The organism is Larsenimonas rhizosphaerae, from assembly GCF_023700005.1.
Lineage (GTDB): Bacteria > Pseudomonadota > Gammaproteobacteria > Pseudomonadales > Halomonadaceae > Larsenimonas > Larsenimonas rhizosphaerae.
Genome location: NZ_JAMLJK010000001.1, coordinates 1,514,437 through 1,526,923, shown reverse-complemented (window position 1 = coordinate 1,526,923; position 12,487 = coordinate 1,514,437). Strand labels below are relative to the sequence as shown.

The 12,487-nt window shown below is 58.0% G+C and carries 12 protein-coding genes; 2 read left to right on the top strand and 10 right to left on the bottom strand.

The window, feature by feature from the left end; all coding sequences use genetic code 11:
* Positions 1-149 precede the first annotated feature (149 nt).
* Positions 150-1,343 (top strand): amino acid aminotransferase, encoded by a 1,194-nt coding sequence (locus tag NAT21_RS06950; protein WP_250936627.1) that lies wholly within the window; start codon positions 150-152, stop codon positions 1,341-1,343.
* 30 nt (positions 1,344-1,373) lie between these two features.
* Here NAT21_RS06950 and NAT21_RS06945 read toward each other — a convergent pair whose 3' ends face one another.
* Together NAT21_RS06945 and NAT21_RS06940 are read right to left on the bottom strand one after the other, a co-directional pair.
* Positions 1,374-2,717, bottom strand: a complete 1,344-nt coding sequence (locus NAT21_RS06945) for an MATE family efflux transporter (RefSeq protein ID WP_322974090.1) — start codon at positions 2,715-2,717, stop codon at positions 1,374-1,376.
* Between the two features lie 108 nt (positions 2,718-2,825).
* Complete coding sequence (locus tag NAT21_RS06940) at positions 2,826-3,281, bottom strand: hypothetical protein (RefSeq protein ID WP_250936626.1); 456 nt, start codon at positions 3,279-3,281, stop codon at positions 2,826-2,828.
* A gap of 201 nt (positions 3,282-3,482) precedes the next feature.
* Between NAT21_RS06940 and NAT21_RS06935 the strand changes: the two genes are divergently transcribed.
* Complete coding sequence (locus tag NAT21_RS06935) at positions 3,483-4,451, top strand: LysR family transcriptional regulator (protein WP_250936625.1); 969 nt, start codon at positions 3,483-3,485, stop codon at positions 4,449-4,451.
* On the opposite strand, the gene NAT21_RS06930 is transcribed toward NAT21_RS06935, so the two are convergent.
* From NAT21_RS06930 to truA, 8 genes are all read right to left on the bottom strand, one after another.
* The gene (locus NAT21_RS06930; RefSeq protein ID WP_250936624.1) at positions 4,436-5,626 is read right to left on the bottom strand and encodes an O-succinylhomoserine sulfhydrylase; all 1,191 of its coding nucleotides are present in this window, start codon (positions 5,624-5,626) and stop codon (positions 4,436-4,438) included. The genes NAT21_RS06935 and NAT21_RS06930 overlap by 16 nt on opposite strands.
* A gap of 74 nt (positions 5,627-5,700) precedes the next feature.
* Complete coding sequence (gene purF, locus NAT21_RS06925; protein ID WP_250936623.1) at positions 5,701-7,221, bottom strand: amidophosphoribosyltransferase; 1,521 nt, start codon at positions 7,219-7,221, stop codon at positions 5,701-5,703.
* A 36-nt stretch (positions 7,222-7,257) separates the two neighbouring features.
* A complete protein-coding gene (locus NAT21_RS06920; RefSeq protein WP_250936622.1) occupies positions 7,258-7,791 on the bottom strand; it encodes a CvpA family protein in 534 nt (177 codons plus the stop codon).
* Positions 7,788-8,549, bottom strand: coding sequence for an SPOR domain-containing protein (locus NAT21_RS06915; protein ID WP_250936621.1), 762 nt, complete (start codon positions 8,547-8,549; stop codon positions 7,788-7,790). Before NAT21_RS06915 ends, NAT21_RS06920 begins: the two co-directional genes overlap by 4 nt.
* Positions 8,550-8,593: 44 nt before the next feature.
* Positions 8,594-9,877 (bottom strand): bifunctional tetrahydrofolate synthase/dihydrofolate synthase, encoded by a 1,284-nt coding sequence (gene folC, locus NAT21_RS06910; RefSeq protein WP_250936620.1) that lies wholly within the window; start codon positions 9,875-9,877, stop codon positions 8,594-8,596.
* The gene (gene accD / locus NAT21_RS06905; RefSeq protein WP_250936619.1) at positions 9,874-10,806 is read right to left on the bottom strand and encodes an acetyl-CoA carboxylase, carboxyltransferase subunit beta; all 933 of its coding nucleotides are present in this window, start codon (positions 10,804-10,806) and stop codon (positions 9,874-9,876) included. The genes folC and accD overlap by 4 nt, the downstream gene beginning before the upstream one ends.
* A 155-nt stretch (positions 10,807-10,961) precedes the next feature.
* Positions 10,962-11,594 carry a phosphoribosylanthranilate isomerase gene (locus NAT21_RS06900; RefSeq protein WP_250936618.1) on the bottom strand — a complete coding sequence of 211 codons (633 nt, stop codon included), beginning with the start codon at positions 11,592-11,594 and terminating at the stop codon, positions 10,962-10,964.
* Positions 11,591-12,484, bottom strand: coding sequence for a tRNA pseudouridine(38-40) synthase TruA (gene truA, locus NAT21_RS06895; protein ID WP_250936617.1), 894 nt, complete (start codon positions 12,482-12,484; stop codon positions 11,591-11,593). The genes NAT21_RS06900 and truA overlap by 4 nt, the downstream gene beginning before the upstream one ends.
* Positions 12,485-12,487: the final 3 nt, after the last annotated feature.

Below are 12,487 nucleotides of genomic sequence, written 5' to 3'. Positions count from 1 at the left end.
TCAGTTTATCCTAGCACGTCCCCGGGAGGCATCGGAGATCAGCAGTCCAACACTGCCTGGTGCGGGGTAGCACATGACACGTTATGATAAATGTGCAACGACGTTCGAGCGTCTTTTTCCTTTGGCAACAGTGAGGCTTTGGCATCAACATGTTTGAGCACATAGAGCGCGTACCCGGTGATGCGATTCTCGGATTGATCGAGGCCTTCAAGAAGGACACCAATCCTCGCAAGGTGGATCTGGGGGTGGGTGTATATCGCGATGCACATGGCAACACACCGGTACTCAAGTCGGTCAAGGCCGCAGAAGAGCGCCTTCTTGAGCAGGAGGAGACCAAAAGCTACATCGGGTCTCACGGTGACCCGGCCTACGGTAATGCCATCCTGTCGCTGGTACTGGGTGAAGGCTCTCCCCTTCTGACCGACAAACGCGCCAGCGCTACCCAGTCACCCGGCGGGACCGGCGCCCTGCGCCTGGCGGCGGACTTCATTCGCACCAACCTGCCCGGCAAGGCCATCTGGATGAGCAATCCGACATGGCCCAACCATCACGGCATTTTTGATGCTGCCGGTATCGAACGCCATAGCTACCCGTATGTCAGCGCGTCAAATACGCTGGACTTTGACGGCATGATGGACAGCCTTGGCCGGATCCCGGAAGGTGATATCGTGCTGCTGCATGCGTGTTGCCACAACCCTTCCGGGTTTGACCTGGACAAACAGCAATGGCAGCAGGTGCTGAATGTGGTCAAGCAGCGCAACCTGATGCCCCTGATCGACTTCGCCTATCAGGGGTTCGGCGATGGGCTGGACGAGGATGCCTACGGCGTACGCCTGTTGGCAGAACAGCTGGATGAAGTGATCATTACCAGCTCATGCTCCAAGAATTTCGGCCTGTATCGCGAGCGCACCGGCTGCTTGATTCTGGTTGCCAAAAACGAAGAGCAGATGAATAACGTACGCTCTCAGGTGGCCATCGTTGCACGGGAAAACTACTCCAACCCGCCGTCCCATGGCGCGGCCGTCGTCAGCACCATCCTGGGGGACGAGGCACTCCGTGGCATGTGGCTGGAAGAAGTCGATGACATGCGGGGACGCATCAACCAGTTGCGCTCCGGCTTTGTTGATGCCATGGCCCCTCATGGTCTGGCGGAAAAATTCGACTTCATCAAGCAGCAACGCGGCATGTTTTCCTACACAGGCTTGAGCAAGGACCAGGTAGAGCGGCTCCGAAACGATTACAGCATTTACATGGTCAGTTCCGGGCGTGCCAATGTTGCCGGCCTGTCCAGTGATGTTCTCGAATATGTCGCCCAGGCAATTGCTGACGTCTCCGACACCTGAGAGGTAACAGGCCAGCCCCTGAACACGCCGCTATGACGCGGCGTGTTTTTGTTTCAGCCCTCGATAGAACATGCTGCCGGCCAGCAGCCCCGCCAGCACATTGCCGATTCCGGCACCTGCAGCAATACCCCAGATCCCTGCCACCCAGGCGCCTATAGCCACACACGGCAGATAGCAGACAAACAGCCGAGCAAAGGCAATGATCATGGCGCGTCGAGGCCATCCGAGTGCGTTACTGGATGAGACAACCACCATGCAAAGCCCCAGCAGGGCATAACTTGGCAACATGAACGGAATCAGAATGGAAAGCGCATGGCTCACCTCGTCATCGGCCGCCATCCAGTGCGACAACCAGGGCGAGGCACCCGCCATGACCACTCCTACCACCAATTGCCAGACCAGCACTACCTTGAAGCTCAAGATCATCAGGTCGTGGATTTCATTCCATCGCCCTGCCCCGAAGCACCGTCCCAGCCAGGGAGGAAGCGACATGGTCAAGGCCAGCACCGCCAGTAGCGCAAAATTCTCCATTCGATTGGCCAGGCCCCAGGCGGCCACGGCCGCATTACCCTGAGTAGCGACAATCGAGGTTGCCAACAGCGCAGCCAGAGGTGGCATCAACTGGGTAATCATGGCCGGCCCGGCAATACCGGTAAACTCTCGCCAGGAGACGCGCCACTCCTCCTTGATACCTGCCAGCGTCAACCAGTCACGTCGGCTCAGGGCGACCCCCACGATCATCAGCCCTGCGGTAAAGGAAATCATGGTCGCCCAGGCCGCACCCGGCAGACCAAGATCGGGAAACGGGCCCATACCAAAGATCAAAAGCGGGTCCATAACGACGTTGATCAGGCTGGTAATCACCATCACAAGACCCGGAAACCGGGTATATCCATGTGCCCGAAACAGGCTATAGCCCAGATACAGCATGGCGCCGATCCAGCTTGTAACCAGCCAGGGTGCCCAGTAGGCATCGATCAATCCACTCAGGCTGTCCTGTGCTCCCATGGCCGAGAAGATCGGGCGCCGTAACCACCACAACAGCATCATCACCAGAGCAAGGGTGACGCCCCCGCCGATCATTACCAGGCTCCCCAAACGATGAGCCCGAGCCTTTTCGTCCCGGCCGAGAGCTCGAGAAATCAGTGCGGCTGTCGCAATACCAATACCTACCTGAATGCCGATGACAATAAAGGAGACGGGCATGGTAAAGGACTGAGCCGCCAGCGGTGCCGTCCCCAGGTGAGCGACAAAAAGGCTGTCTACCAGATTGAATCCCAGCAGGGACATGACCCCGATAGCCATTGGCCAGGTGGTCTGCCAAAGCTGAGCCCCCATGGGGGAAAGAGGAGAAGTCGACGTCGAACGGGACACACAATGCTCCTGACAAACACATAAAAAAGCCGCTATCCAAGGATAACGGCAGTCGATACGGCATGATAACGCGTTGCCGGGCAAGACAGAACCTTGCCCTTGCGGAATTTACAGGCGATCAAGATGTAGCTGGTAGGAAGCATCGGTGTGATTTTCGTTATGGAGCGTCTGTCCATTGACCTGAACCAGGTAATCCCCTGCCGCCAGAGGCTGGCTGAGCTTGAAGTTACCGCCATCGGAATTGATGGCTGTGGCCACCAGCTCACGCTGCTCATTGAATACCTTTGCACTCAAGCGATAGCTGTCGCCATGGTCGCCTGCAAAGTGGCTGCTTGACAGCACAATGGTCTGCGGCTGGCTGACATGGATCAGAAACTGATTCGGGTGGCCCTGAGTCGCCATACGAGTGTCACTCCAGCCCTGCTTGAGCACTTCTACATTCTCACCGGTAGTGCTGGCATTGAGCATCCCTTCCTGAGCGCGCGTCGCGGTAGAGGCAACAGCGTGGGTGGCAGTTGCTGCCAGCAGGGCACCTGAAAGAACGATAGTGAGAAGATTACGCATACTGTGTACTCCTTGCATTTTTCTTGATAAAACTCGCTGTTGATGAGAAAAAGCCGGCACCATCGGCCTTGAGCCAGGTGCTGATGACGCTCTCATCGAATGACAAGAAGTTTAGTGTGCTAACTAAGATGTTGGAACAGAGCAGGCGGCATTACAGTAGTGCCGTTTTGGCAACAATAACTATAACTACAGGGGATAAGCATGGAACGAAGCACACGACTGCTTCTCTTCATGGATGTCGTGGATGCCGGCAGCTTTACGCGGGCGGCAGATCTAAGGCAGGTCAATCGCTCCGTCATTTCCAAGCAGATCCGGGCACTGGAAAGTGAGCTGAAGGTGCAGCTGTTCAATCGCTCTACGCGAAGCGTCTCGCTGACGGACATCGGCCAGGAAATCTATCGTCGCGGCCTGAAGATGCGGGAAGCCCTGGACGAAACATCAGACGTCATCAATGCCTATCAGACAGAGCCGATGGGGTCGCTCAGGATTTCCTGCCCGGTACACTTCGGGCGACGCCATGTCGCCAGCGGCCTGCGACTTTATCTACAGCGCTACCCGCACATGCAGATCGAAATGCGTCTGGACGATACACTGGTCGATCTGATTGGTGGCGGTTTCGATCTCGGCATACGCATCAGTGCGATGAACGATTCCAACCTGATTGCTCGCCATCTGGCGCGCCATCAGCGCGTGCTGTGTGCCAGCCCGGCCTTTGTGGCGCAGCACGGCATGCCACAGACACTGAAAGAATTGATTGCCCTGCCTGCGGCAGTGTACTCGCGAGATGGCTTCGAGCTTGATCGGCTGCGCTATATTGATGATGAAGGTATCGAACGCAGCCTGCGAGTGATCCCGAAGATCAAGACCAATGACCCGGAGATCCTGCGCAATGCCATCATGGCAGGTGTGGGATATGGCATGACATCCGGATTTCAGGTCGGAGAGGACCTGCGGGACGGGCAACTGGTGCCCTTACTGCCGGACTTGCGTCTGGCAGATGCCCCGCCCGTGCAGATCGTTTATCCGCACCGGCGGTATCTCCCCCAGAAAACCAGACGCTTTATCGAGTGCCTGCAGGAAGCAGTGGGCACACCACCGTTCTGGGAAAAGTGGTTGCCGGCTCGGGGGCCGGCAACGGCACTGGACGCAGAGGATCAGCCGCCGAGCTGATCAAGCCCTCGGGCCAGATCAGCCTTCAGATCCTCAAGTGCTTCAATACCGACTGAAATACGTAAAAGGCCATCACTGATTCCGGCGATGCGTCGCTGCTCATCGGAAAGCTTGCCATGAGTCGTGGTGGCCGGATGCGTAATGGTGGTTTTGGTATCCCCCAGATTTCCGGTGATCGACATCAACCGTGTCGCATCAACCACCGACCAGGCGTTTTCCCTTCCTCCCTTGATCTCCACACCGAGTACCGCACCAAATCCACTTTGCTGCTGTACCGCCAAGGCGTGCTGAGCATGATGCTCAAGCCCTGCGTAGTGCACTCGCTCAACGGAGGGATGCGCTTCAAGCCAGTGCGCCAGCGCGAGAGCATTGTCGCAATGAGCCTTCATGCGCAATGACAGGGTTTCAAGCCCCTTGAGAAAAATCCAGGCATTGAACGGACTCATGCATGGTCCACAGGTACGTACCACCCCGTAGAGTTTTTCAAGGGTATCGTGATCGCCAACAATCGCACCGCCGATGGCACGCCCCTGCCCGTCCAGAAACTTGGTAGCCGAGTGAATGACCAGATCAGCCCCGAGTGACAGTGGCTTTTGCAGCGCAGGCGTACAAAAACAGTTATCGATCACCAGCTTGATGTCATGGCGATGTGCTACATCCGCCAGGCGACGGATATCAACCAGTTCCTGCAGCGGATTGGAAGGCGTTTCAGCAAAGAACAGCCGGGTTTTCGGCGTCACGGCGGCTTCCCAGGCCGATAGATCCGACAGGGGGACATATCGAATGACGACCCCGAATTTGGCCAGGTACTTGTCAAAAAGACCAATGGTTGAGCCAAACAGTGACCGGGAGGCTACAATTTCGTCCCCGGATTCAAGCAGTCCCAGCGCCATGGAAAGGATCGCTGACATGCCGGAGCTTGTCGCAACACACCGCTCGCCCCCCTCCATGGCGGCCAGTCGACGCTCGAACGTATGAACCGTCGGGTTGGTGAACCGCGAATAGACGTTACCGGCCTCTTCACCGGAAAACTTGCGGGCAGCCTCGGCAGCACTGCTGTATACGAAGCTTGATGTCGTGAAAATCGACTCACCGTGTTCCTGCTCGAAGGTGCGCTCGTGTCCGGCACGCACGGCCAGGGTATCCGGATGCCACTGCGGGTGTTCGTTGTCCATGAATCGTCCTTGTTACTGCCATGCAAAGACCGGCCTGGCCCGTCGCCGCCCTTTAGCGACGACGGGGAAAGCCATTACTCGACTTCTTCGATATCGTTGTGCATCTCGACCACGGCGCTGCTCACGGACCCGCCATGTCGAGCAGCATCATTGCGCGCGGCTTCCAGCCGGGCCAGGTAGTCGCCATCGATATCACCGGTCACGTACTGACCATCGAAGACGGAGCAGTCAAAGGCTTCCAGAGCCGGATTGATCTCGCGACAGGCATCCTTGAGGTCTTCGAGGTCCTGATAGATCAAGCGGTCCGCCCCGATCAGCGTACAGACCTCCTCGTCGGTGCGATCATGACCAATCAGCTCCATGGCCACCGGCATGTCGATACCATAGACGTTCGGGTAACGCACTGCGGGGGCCGCCGACGCAAAGTAGACCTTTTTGGCTCCGGCCTCACGCGCCATCTGGATGATTTCCTGGCAGGTCGTGCCGCGCACGATCGAATCATCCACCAGCAGCACGTTCTTGCCGTCGAATTCGACATCCATGGCATTGAGCTTCTGACGCACCGACTTCTTGCGCTGCGTCTGCCCCGGCATGATAAAGGTACGACCGATGTAGCGGTTCTTGACGAAGCCTTCCCGGTACTTCACCCCCAGATACTGGGCAAGCTCCAGCGCCGCGGTACGGCTGGTATCCGGAATAGGGATCACCACGTCGATATCGTGGTCAGGCCATTCACGCTCCACCTTCAGCGCCAGCTTCTGCCCCATCCGCATGCGGGTACCGTACACGTTGGCCCCGTCCATGATGGAGTCCGGGCGGGCAAGGTATACATATTCAAAGATGCAGGGCCGCAGCCGGGCCGATTCGGAGCATTGCTGCATGAACATTTCGCGATCGTTATTGATAAAGACCGCTTCACCCGGAGCAAGGTCGCGAATCAGTTCGAACCCGGCCACATCCAGCGCCACGGATTCTGACGCAATCATGTATTCCGGCTGACCACCTTCGATACAACGCTTGCCGACAACAACCGGACGAATGCCATTGATATCGCGAAAGGCCACCATGCCCAGGTCACTGATGATCGAAACCGCAGCATACCCACCCCGGCACCGACGATGGACCCGACGTACGGCATCGAACACATCTTCGGCATCAAGGCGATGGCCCTGCTTGCCAAGTTCATGAGCAAACACATTCAACAGCACTTCCGAATCGGAGCGTGTATTGATGTGGCGTAGATCGGTATTGAACAGCTCCTTGACCAACTGATCCGAGTTGGTCAGGTTGCCGTTGTGCACCAGCGTGATGCCATAGGGAGAATTGACATAAAACGGCTGGGATTCAGCTTCGGAAGAAGAACCGGCAGTGGGATAACGAACATGCCCGATACCGATATTCCCCTGCAGGCGCTTCATGTGACGGGTGTGAAATACATCCCGCACCAGCCCATTGCTCTTGCGCAGAAAAAAGCGACCATCATCCCAGGTCATCATTCCGGCGGCGTCCTGGCCGCGGTGTTGCAGCACAGTCAGCGCATCGTAGAGCGCCTGATTGACCATGGAGTTGCCCATAAGGCCGACAATACCGCACATCAGTACACCCTCGCTTTATAGATCATGACGACATTCCTATCCGGATGTGTCAGTAGCAGTGGATGATGTTGCCTGAACATCACCCGCGTTTTCCTGTTCCCAATTGTCCCAGTGCGCCATCAGCGCATCACGTGCCTGACCGACCAGTGGTCGAAGCTGTGACTGCTGCCAGTCCGGCGCATCCCGCCATGGGGTAAGCCCGACTACCGCGGAGATGAGCACCAGCACCGCAGCCCCACGAAGTGCCCCGAACAGGGCTCCCAGCAACCGATTGAACCGCCCCATCCCGGCCCATTCAATGACCGCATCAAGAAAGCGAATCAGCATGCCCGAGACAACAATGACCACAAACACCACGATCACGAAGCCGATCGCAAGGCGCATGTTGGCACTGGCGACATAATCACGAAAGATTTCGCCAGCCGGGCCGGCAAACATTCTGGCGGCGACAAGCGCAGCAAGCCAGGCCAGCAGGCCCAACCCCTCGCGAATGAATCCCTTTGCCATGCCGGAAAGTACGGAGATCAGCAGTACCGCAGCAAAGGCCCAGTCAATCCAGGTCCAGCTCATTCGTCATCCTTGCGACGCACGACCAGCCCCTTGATATTGGCCTGCTGTTGTAACTGAGTGCTGGCCTTTTCTGCCGACTCACTGCTGTCATAGGGTCCAACCAGTACGACGGTCAAATTGTTGCGTGCCAGGGTATAAACCGGGAAGTGATTACCTTTGAGCTTGTCGGCCAGCCCCTTGGCATACTCCGGATTACTGAAGCTGCCGGACTGTACCGCCCAGCCGCCGCCACTGACGGCTGACGGTGGATTACCCGAACCATCCGATCCCTTGCGTGCGGCTTCAAGAATGGGGTCGTTTTCAGCACTGTGACGCGCACGGGCATCAGCGCTTTCCCTGTCCGCCGTAGCACGCTCACGACCTGAGGAAGGCGGCGTCTGCCTGGACGAGGAAGCCTGTGAGGATGAAGACGCCTGAGACGAAGGCGTGGACGTCTCCGTACTGTCCTCATCCGCCGGAAGGACAGGTTCACTGGGAATCGCGTCAGGTGGCGGCATATCATCCGTATTACCTGGCGCAGGCTCACCTTCAGCCATACCGGTATTGACACCGGCGTCAATGCCCTGGGTGTCCTGCGGCGGTTGAGGGGCCGGTACGCTCTGATCCTCCGGCATATCGATCGGCTGTTCGATGGTCAGAGTGGGCTCGGGCCCGCCGCTGTCACTGTCCGGCTTATCGAACAGTATCGGAAGAAAGATAACGGCCAGCGCCACCAGCACTACTGCACCAATGATGCGCTCACGCTTCCCGTATTTCATGATATCTCCTTGCCCAGTAAATCCGACTCATCGTACGGCGACGTTCACACCGTGGTCGACATGACCGCAAGTGCATCAGCCACCGTGAAAAAAGACCCGCACACCAGAACGTCTGCCGATGGATGATCGGATGACGCCAGCAGGTTACTGACCGCCTTGCCCGGCGTCTCGTGGCAGGCTGTCACGTGACCACCCAGCCGCTGAACCTCCAGGGCAAGCGAGGCAGCGTCGCGGGCACGCTCACCGGGCAGACCAGCCACTCTCCATTCGTCCACCACCGGCATCAGGGCGCGAATAACGCCCTCGGCATCCTTGTCACCCAGCATGGCAAGAATGCAGATTCGATGCCCGGGCGGACGCTGGCACAGCCGCTGCGCCAGATATTCGGCGGCATGAGGGTTATGTGCCACATCCAGGCACCACTGACGACCGGCACGATGCAGCCACTGCATGCGCCCCGGTAATTCCACCTGTTTGAAGGCCTGCTCGACGGCACTGGCCGTCAGCGAAACGTCAGCCAGCATCAAAGCCTGAAGCGCAGTCGCAGCATTATCCAGAGGCAGGCCAGGGTCAGGAAGATCGCTCAGCCCGACACGCTCTCCATCGGTATCACGCCCCTGCCAGTGCCAAAACTCACCATCAGGCTCGGTACGGCGAAAGTCCTGTCCCAGACAGTAAACCGGCACGGCACCAATCTCTTCTGCATGGGCGGCCACGGACGACGGCAGATGCTCACTGCCCAGCACCGCCGGGCGGCCGGCACGCATGATACCGGCCTTTTCGCGGCCGATATTCTGAAGATCGTTGCCAAGATAATCAGCATGATCCTGTGCCACGGTAGTGACCACGGCCACATCGGCATCCACCAGATTAACGGCGTCAAGCCGGCCACCCAGGCCGACTTCCAGAACCGCTATATCGGGGGCATCCTGCTGAATCAACCAAAGCGCTGCCAGTGTGCCGGCTTCGAAATACGTCAGGGAGGTTTCGCCGCAGGCGTCATCGATTGCTTCAAAGGCGCGCACCAGCTCGGCATCACGCACCAGGCCATCCGACAGCCTGATCCGCTCGTTATAGTGCAGAAGATGCGGAGAGGTATACACCGCACAACGCAGACCATGATGGCTTGCCAGCGCATTCAACATTGCTACGGTAGAGCCCTTGCCATTGGTACCGGCCACCGTGACCACCCGATCGGCAATGGGCCTGTCGGTCAGGCCCAGCCGATCAGCAACAACACGAATACGGTCCAGTCCCATGTCTATGGCGACCGGGTGGCGGCGCTCAAGCAGCGTCAACCACTGTTCCAGCGTCCGGCCACTACTCATGATGGCGTAGAAACGTCGCCGTCAGCCCGGTCTGTCTCAACGGGTTCTACGGGCTCGTCATCGAGAGCCGTCATGGGCTGATGGGTCATGATGCTCAGTACATTATGAAGCCGATCGCGCATTTCACTGCGATGCACGATCATGTCGACCGTGCCATGCTCCAGCAAAAACTCACTGCGCTGAAAGCCTTCCGGCAGTTTTTCACGCACGGTCTGTTCAATGACACGCGGGCCGGCAAAGCCGATCAGGGCATTGGGCTCTGCCACGTTCAGATCACCCAGCATGGCGAGTGACGCGGACACACCGCCGAATACCGGATCCGTCAGTACGGAAATATAGGGAATACCGGCCATGCGCAGGCGCTCAAGTGCTGCAGAAGTCTTGGCCATCTGCATCAGCGAGAACAGGGCTTCCTGCATGCGAGCACCGCCACTGGCCGCAAAACAGATCAACGGACGCTGCTCTTCAAGGGCGATGGTGGCGGCACGTGCGAATTTTTCACCGACCACACTACCCATGGACCCCCCCATGAAATTGAACTCGAACGCTACGGTCACCACCGGGAGCTGCTTGAGCGTGCCTTTCATGGCGATCAGAGCATCGTTTTCGCCCGTCCCTTTCTGGGCTGCGGCCAGACGGTCCTTGTACTTCTTCGAATCACGAAACTTCAGGCGATCCACTGGTTCGAGGTCCGTCAGCACTTCGTCCCGGCCATCTTCATCCAGAAACCAGGCCAGACGCTTGCGGGCGTTCAGGCGCAGATGATGATCACATTTCGGGCAAACGTGGCTGTTACGCTCGAGCTCGGGCCGATACAGCACAGCTTCACATTTGGGGCACTTGTGCCACAGTCCATCCGGGATATTGTTGCGGCGATCAGCGCGCTGCGTACGTCCCATGGACGGGACAATTTTATCCAGCCAGCTCATAACGCAAAGGATTCCGTATTCAGATTCAAACTGTCACACCCGGACATGCCGGATGCCTGATAATCAGATAACGCTGCCAAACAGCGACGCCGCATGCGGCTATAACCAAAGGCGTGAGTTTATCGCAAGGGGCGGCGTCATGCATTTCAAATACACTAATATGGCGCCATTTCGGCTTGTCTGACCGCATCAATAAAGCCTTCAAGGCGCTCGGCGCTCTTTTGACCGGGTGACTGTTCAACGCCACCGGAAACATCCACGGCAAACGGGCGCGCAGTTTGGATGGCCAGGCCAACATTATCCGCCGTCAACCCGCCTGCCAGCACGATACGCCCTCGACCGGCGACAGGTACTCGCGCCCAGTCAAAGGCTTCACCGGTCCCCCCGGGCACACCCGGACGATAGGCATCAAGCAGAATGCCCTGCGCCTGGTGGTATCGATCCATGGCGGCCTCGACATCAAGGTCGTCCTTCATCCGCAGCGCCTTGAGCCAGGGACGGCCATAAAGCCGACAGGCCTCCGGCGGCTCATCGCCGTGAAACTGCAGCATATCGAGAAACGGGAGACAGGCGGCGATCAACTCCGCCGACTGGTCCACGAACAGACCTACTCGCGTTACAAAAGGAGGAACACGGGCAGACAGGGCTTGCAGTGTGTCCGGCTCGATGGCTCTGCGACTACCCGGCCACAGCACAAATCCAAGCGCATCAGCCCCTGACATCACGGCGTGATCCACATCCTCGGGACGCGTCAATCCGCAGATCTTGATACGACAACGCTGGTTCATGAATGCCTCCTGTGTTGCGTAACGGCATTGACGGGCACTGCACGTTCACCACTCCACTCACCGGTATGCCATAGAAATGAAGGGCCGAGCGGTTCTGCAGGCAGACCGTAATAATCGTCATAACAGCTGTCGATGAAATAAAGGCCGGCTGCCGGAGCCGTGATGCCACCTATCGTCCGATCTCGCCCTTGCAGCACTTCCTCGGCCCAGGCCACCGGACGACTCCTGTCGCCGATGGCCATCAGCACACCGGCAATATTGCGTACCATATGGTGCAGAAAGGCATTTCCCTGAATATCGATCACCACCAGCGGCCCATGCCGGCTAACCTCAAGATGGTGCAGAAATCGCCAGGGAGTGACGGATTGACAGCTGGAAGCCCGATAGGCGGAAAAATCATGCTCGCCAACCAGTGCCTGTCCCGCCTGGTGCATCAACTCGTGATCCAGCGGCGTACGATGCCAGGTCACGCGATCATGCTCAAGGGCCGGCGGCGACGCGCGGTTATAGATGACATACCGATAGCGCCGGCCAAGAGCACTGAAGCGGGCGTGAAAGTCCGAGGGAACTTCGCGAATCCAGTGAATGGTGATGTCCCGCGGCAATATGGCGTTTGCCCCCATCATCCAGGCTTTTTCAGTCCGGGGAGACGGGGCGTCAAAATGGGCAATCTGCCGGGTGGCGTGCACGCCCGAGTCTGTTCGACCACTGCTGAGCACTTCCACCTCCGCGGCAGCAATACGAGACAGTGCCCTTTCAAGCGCTGCCTGTACGGATGGGCCATGCTGCAGACGTTGCCAGCCCATGTATTGCTGGCCATTGTACTCAATGCCCAACGCAAGACGCCCCGTCATCGGGGCGGTTTCATCCAGAAAATCAAACAGGGACATGCA

Excerpts from the sequence above, each read along its gene's own strand:
- NAT21_RS06950 (WP_250936627.1), top strand. The coding sequence starts at position 150 with ATGTTTGAGCACATAGAGCGCGTACCCGGTGATGCGATTCTCGGATTG.
- NAT21_RS06940 (WP_250936626.1), bottom strand. The coding sequence starts at position 3,281 with ATGCGTAATCTTCTCACTATCGTTCTTTCAGGTGCCCTGCTGGCAGCA.
- NAT21_RS06935 (WP_250936625.1), top strand. The coding sequence starts at position 3,483 with ATGGAACGAAGCACACGACTGCTTCTCTTCATGGATGTCGTGGATGCC.
- NAT21_RS06930 (WP_250936624.1), bottom strand. The coding sequence starts at position 5,626 with ATGGACAACGAACACCCGCAGTGGCATCCGGATACCCTGGCCGTGCGT.
- purF (WP_250936623.1), bottom strand. The coding sequence starts at position 7,221 with ATGTGCGGTATTGTCGGCCTTATGGGCAACTCCATGGTCAATCAGGCG.
- NAT21_RS06920 (WP_250936622.1), bottom strand. The coding sequence starts at position 7,791 with ATGAGCTGGACCTGGATTGACTGGGCCTTTGCTGCGGTACTGCTGATC.
- NAT21_RS06915 (WP_250936621.1), bottom strand. The coding sequence starts at position 8,549 with ATGAAATACGGGAAGCGTGAGCGCATCATTGGTGCAGTAGTGCTGGTG.
- folC (WP_250936620.1), bottom strand. The coding sequence starts at position 9,877 with ATGAGTAGTGGCCGGACGCTGGAACAGTGGTTGACGCTGCTTGAGCGC.
- accD (WP_250936619.1), bottom strand. The coding sequence starts at position 10,806 with ATGAGCTGGCTGGATAAAATTGTCCCGTCCATGGGACGTACGCAGCGC.
- NAT21_RS06900 (WP_250936618.1), bottom strand. The coding sequence starts at position 11,594 with ATGAACCAGCGTTGTCGTATCAAGATCTGCGGATTGACGCGTCCCGAG.
- truA (WP_250936617.1), bottom strand. The coding sequence starts at position 12,484 with ATGTCCCTGTTTGATTTTCTGGATGAAACCGCCCCGATGACGGGGCGT.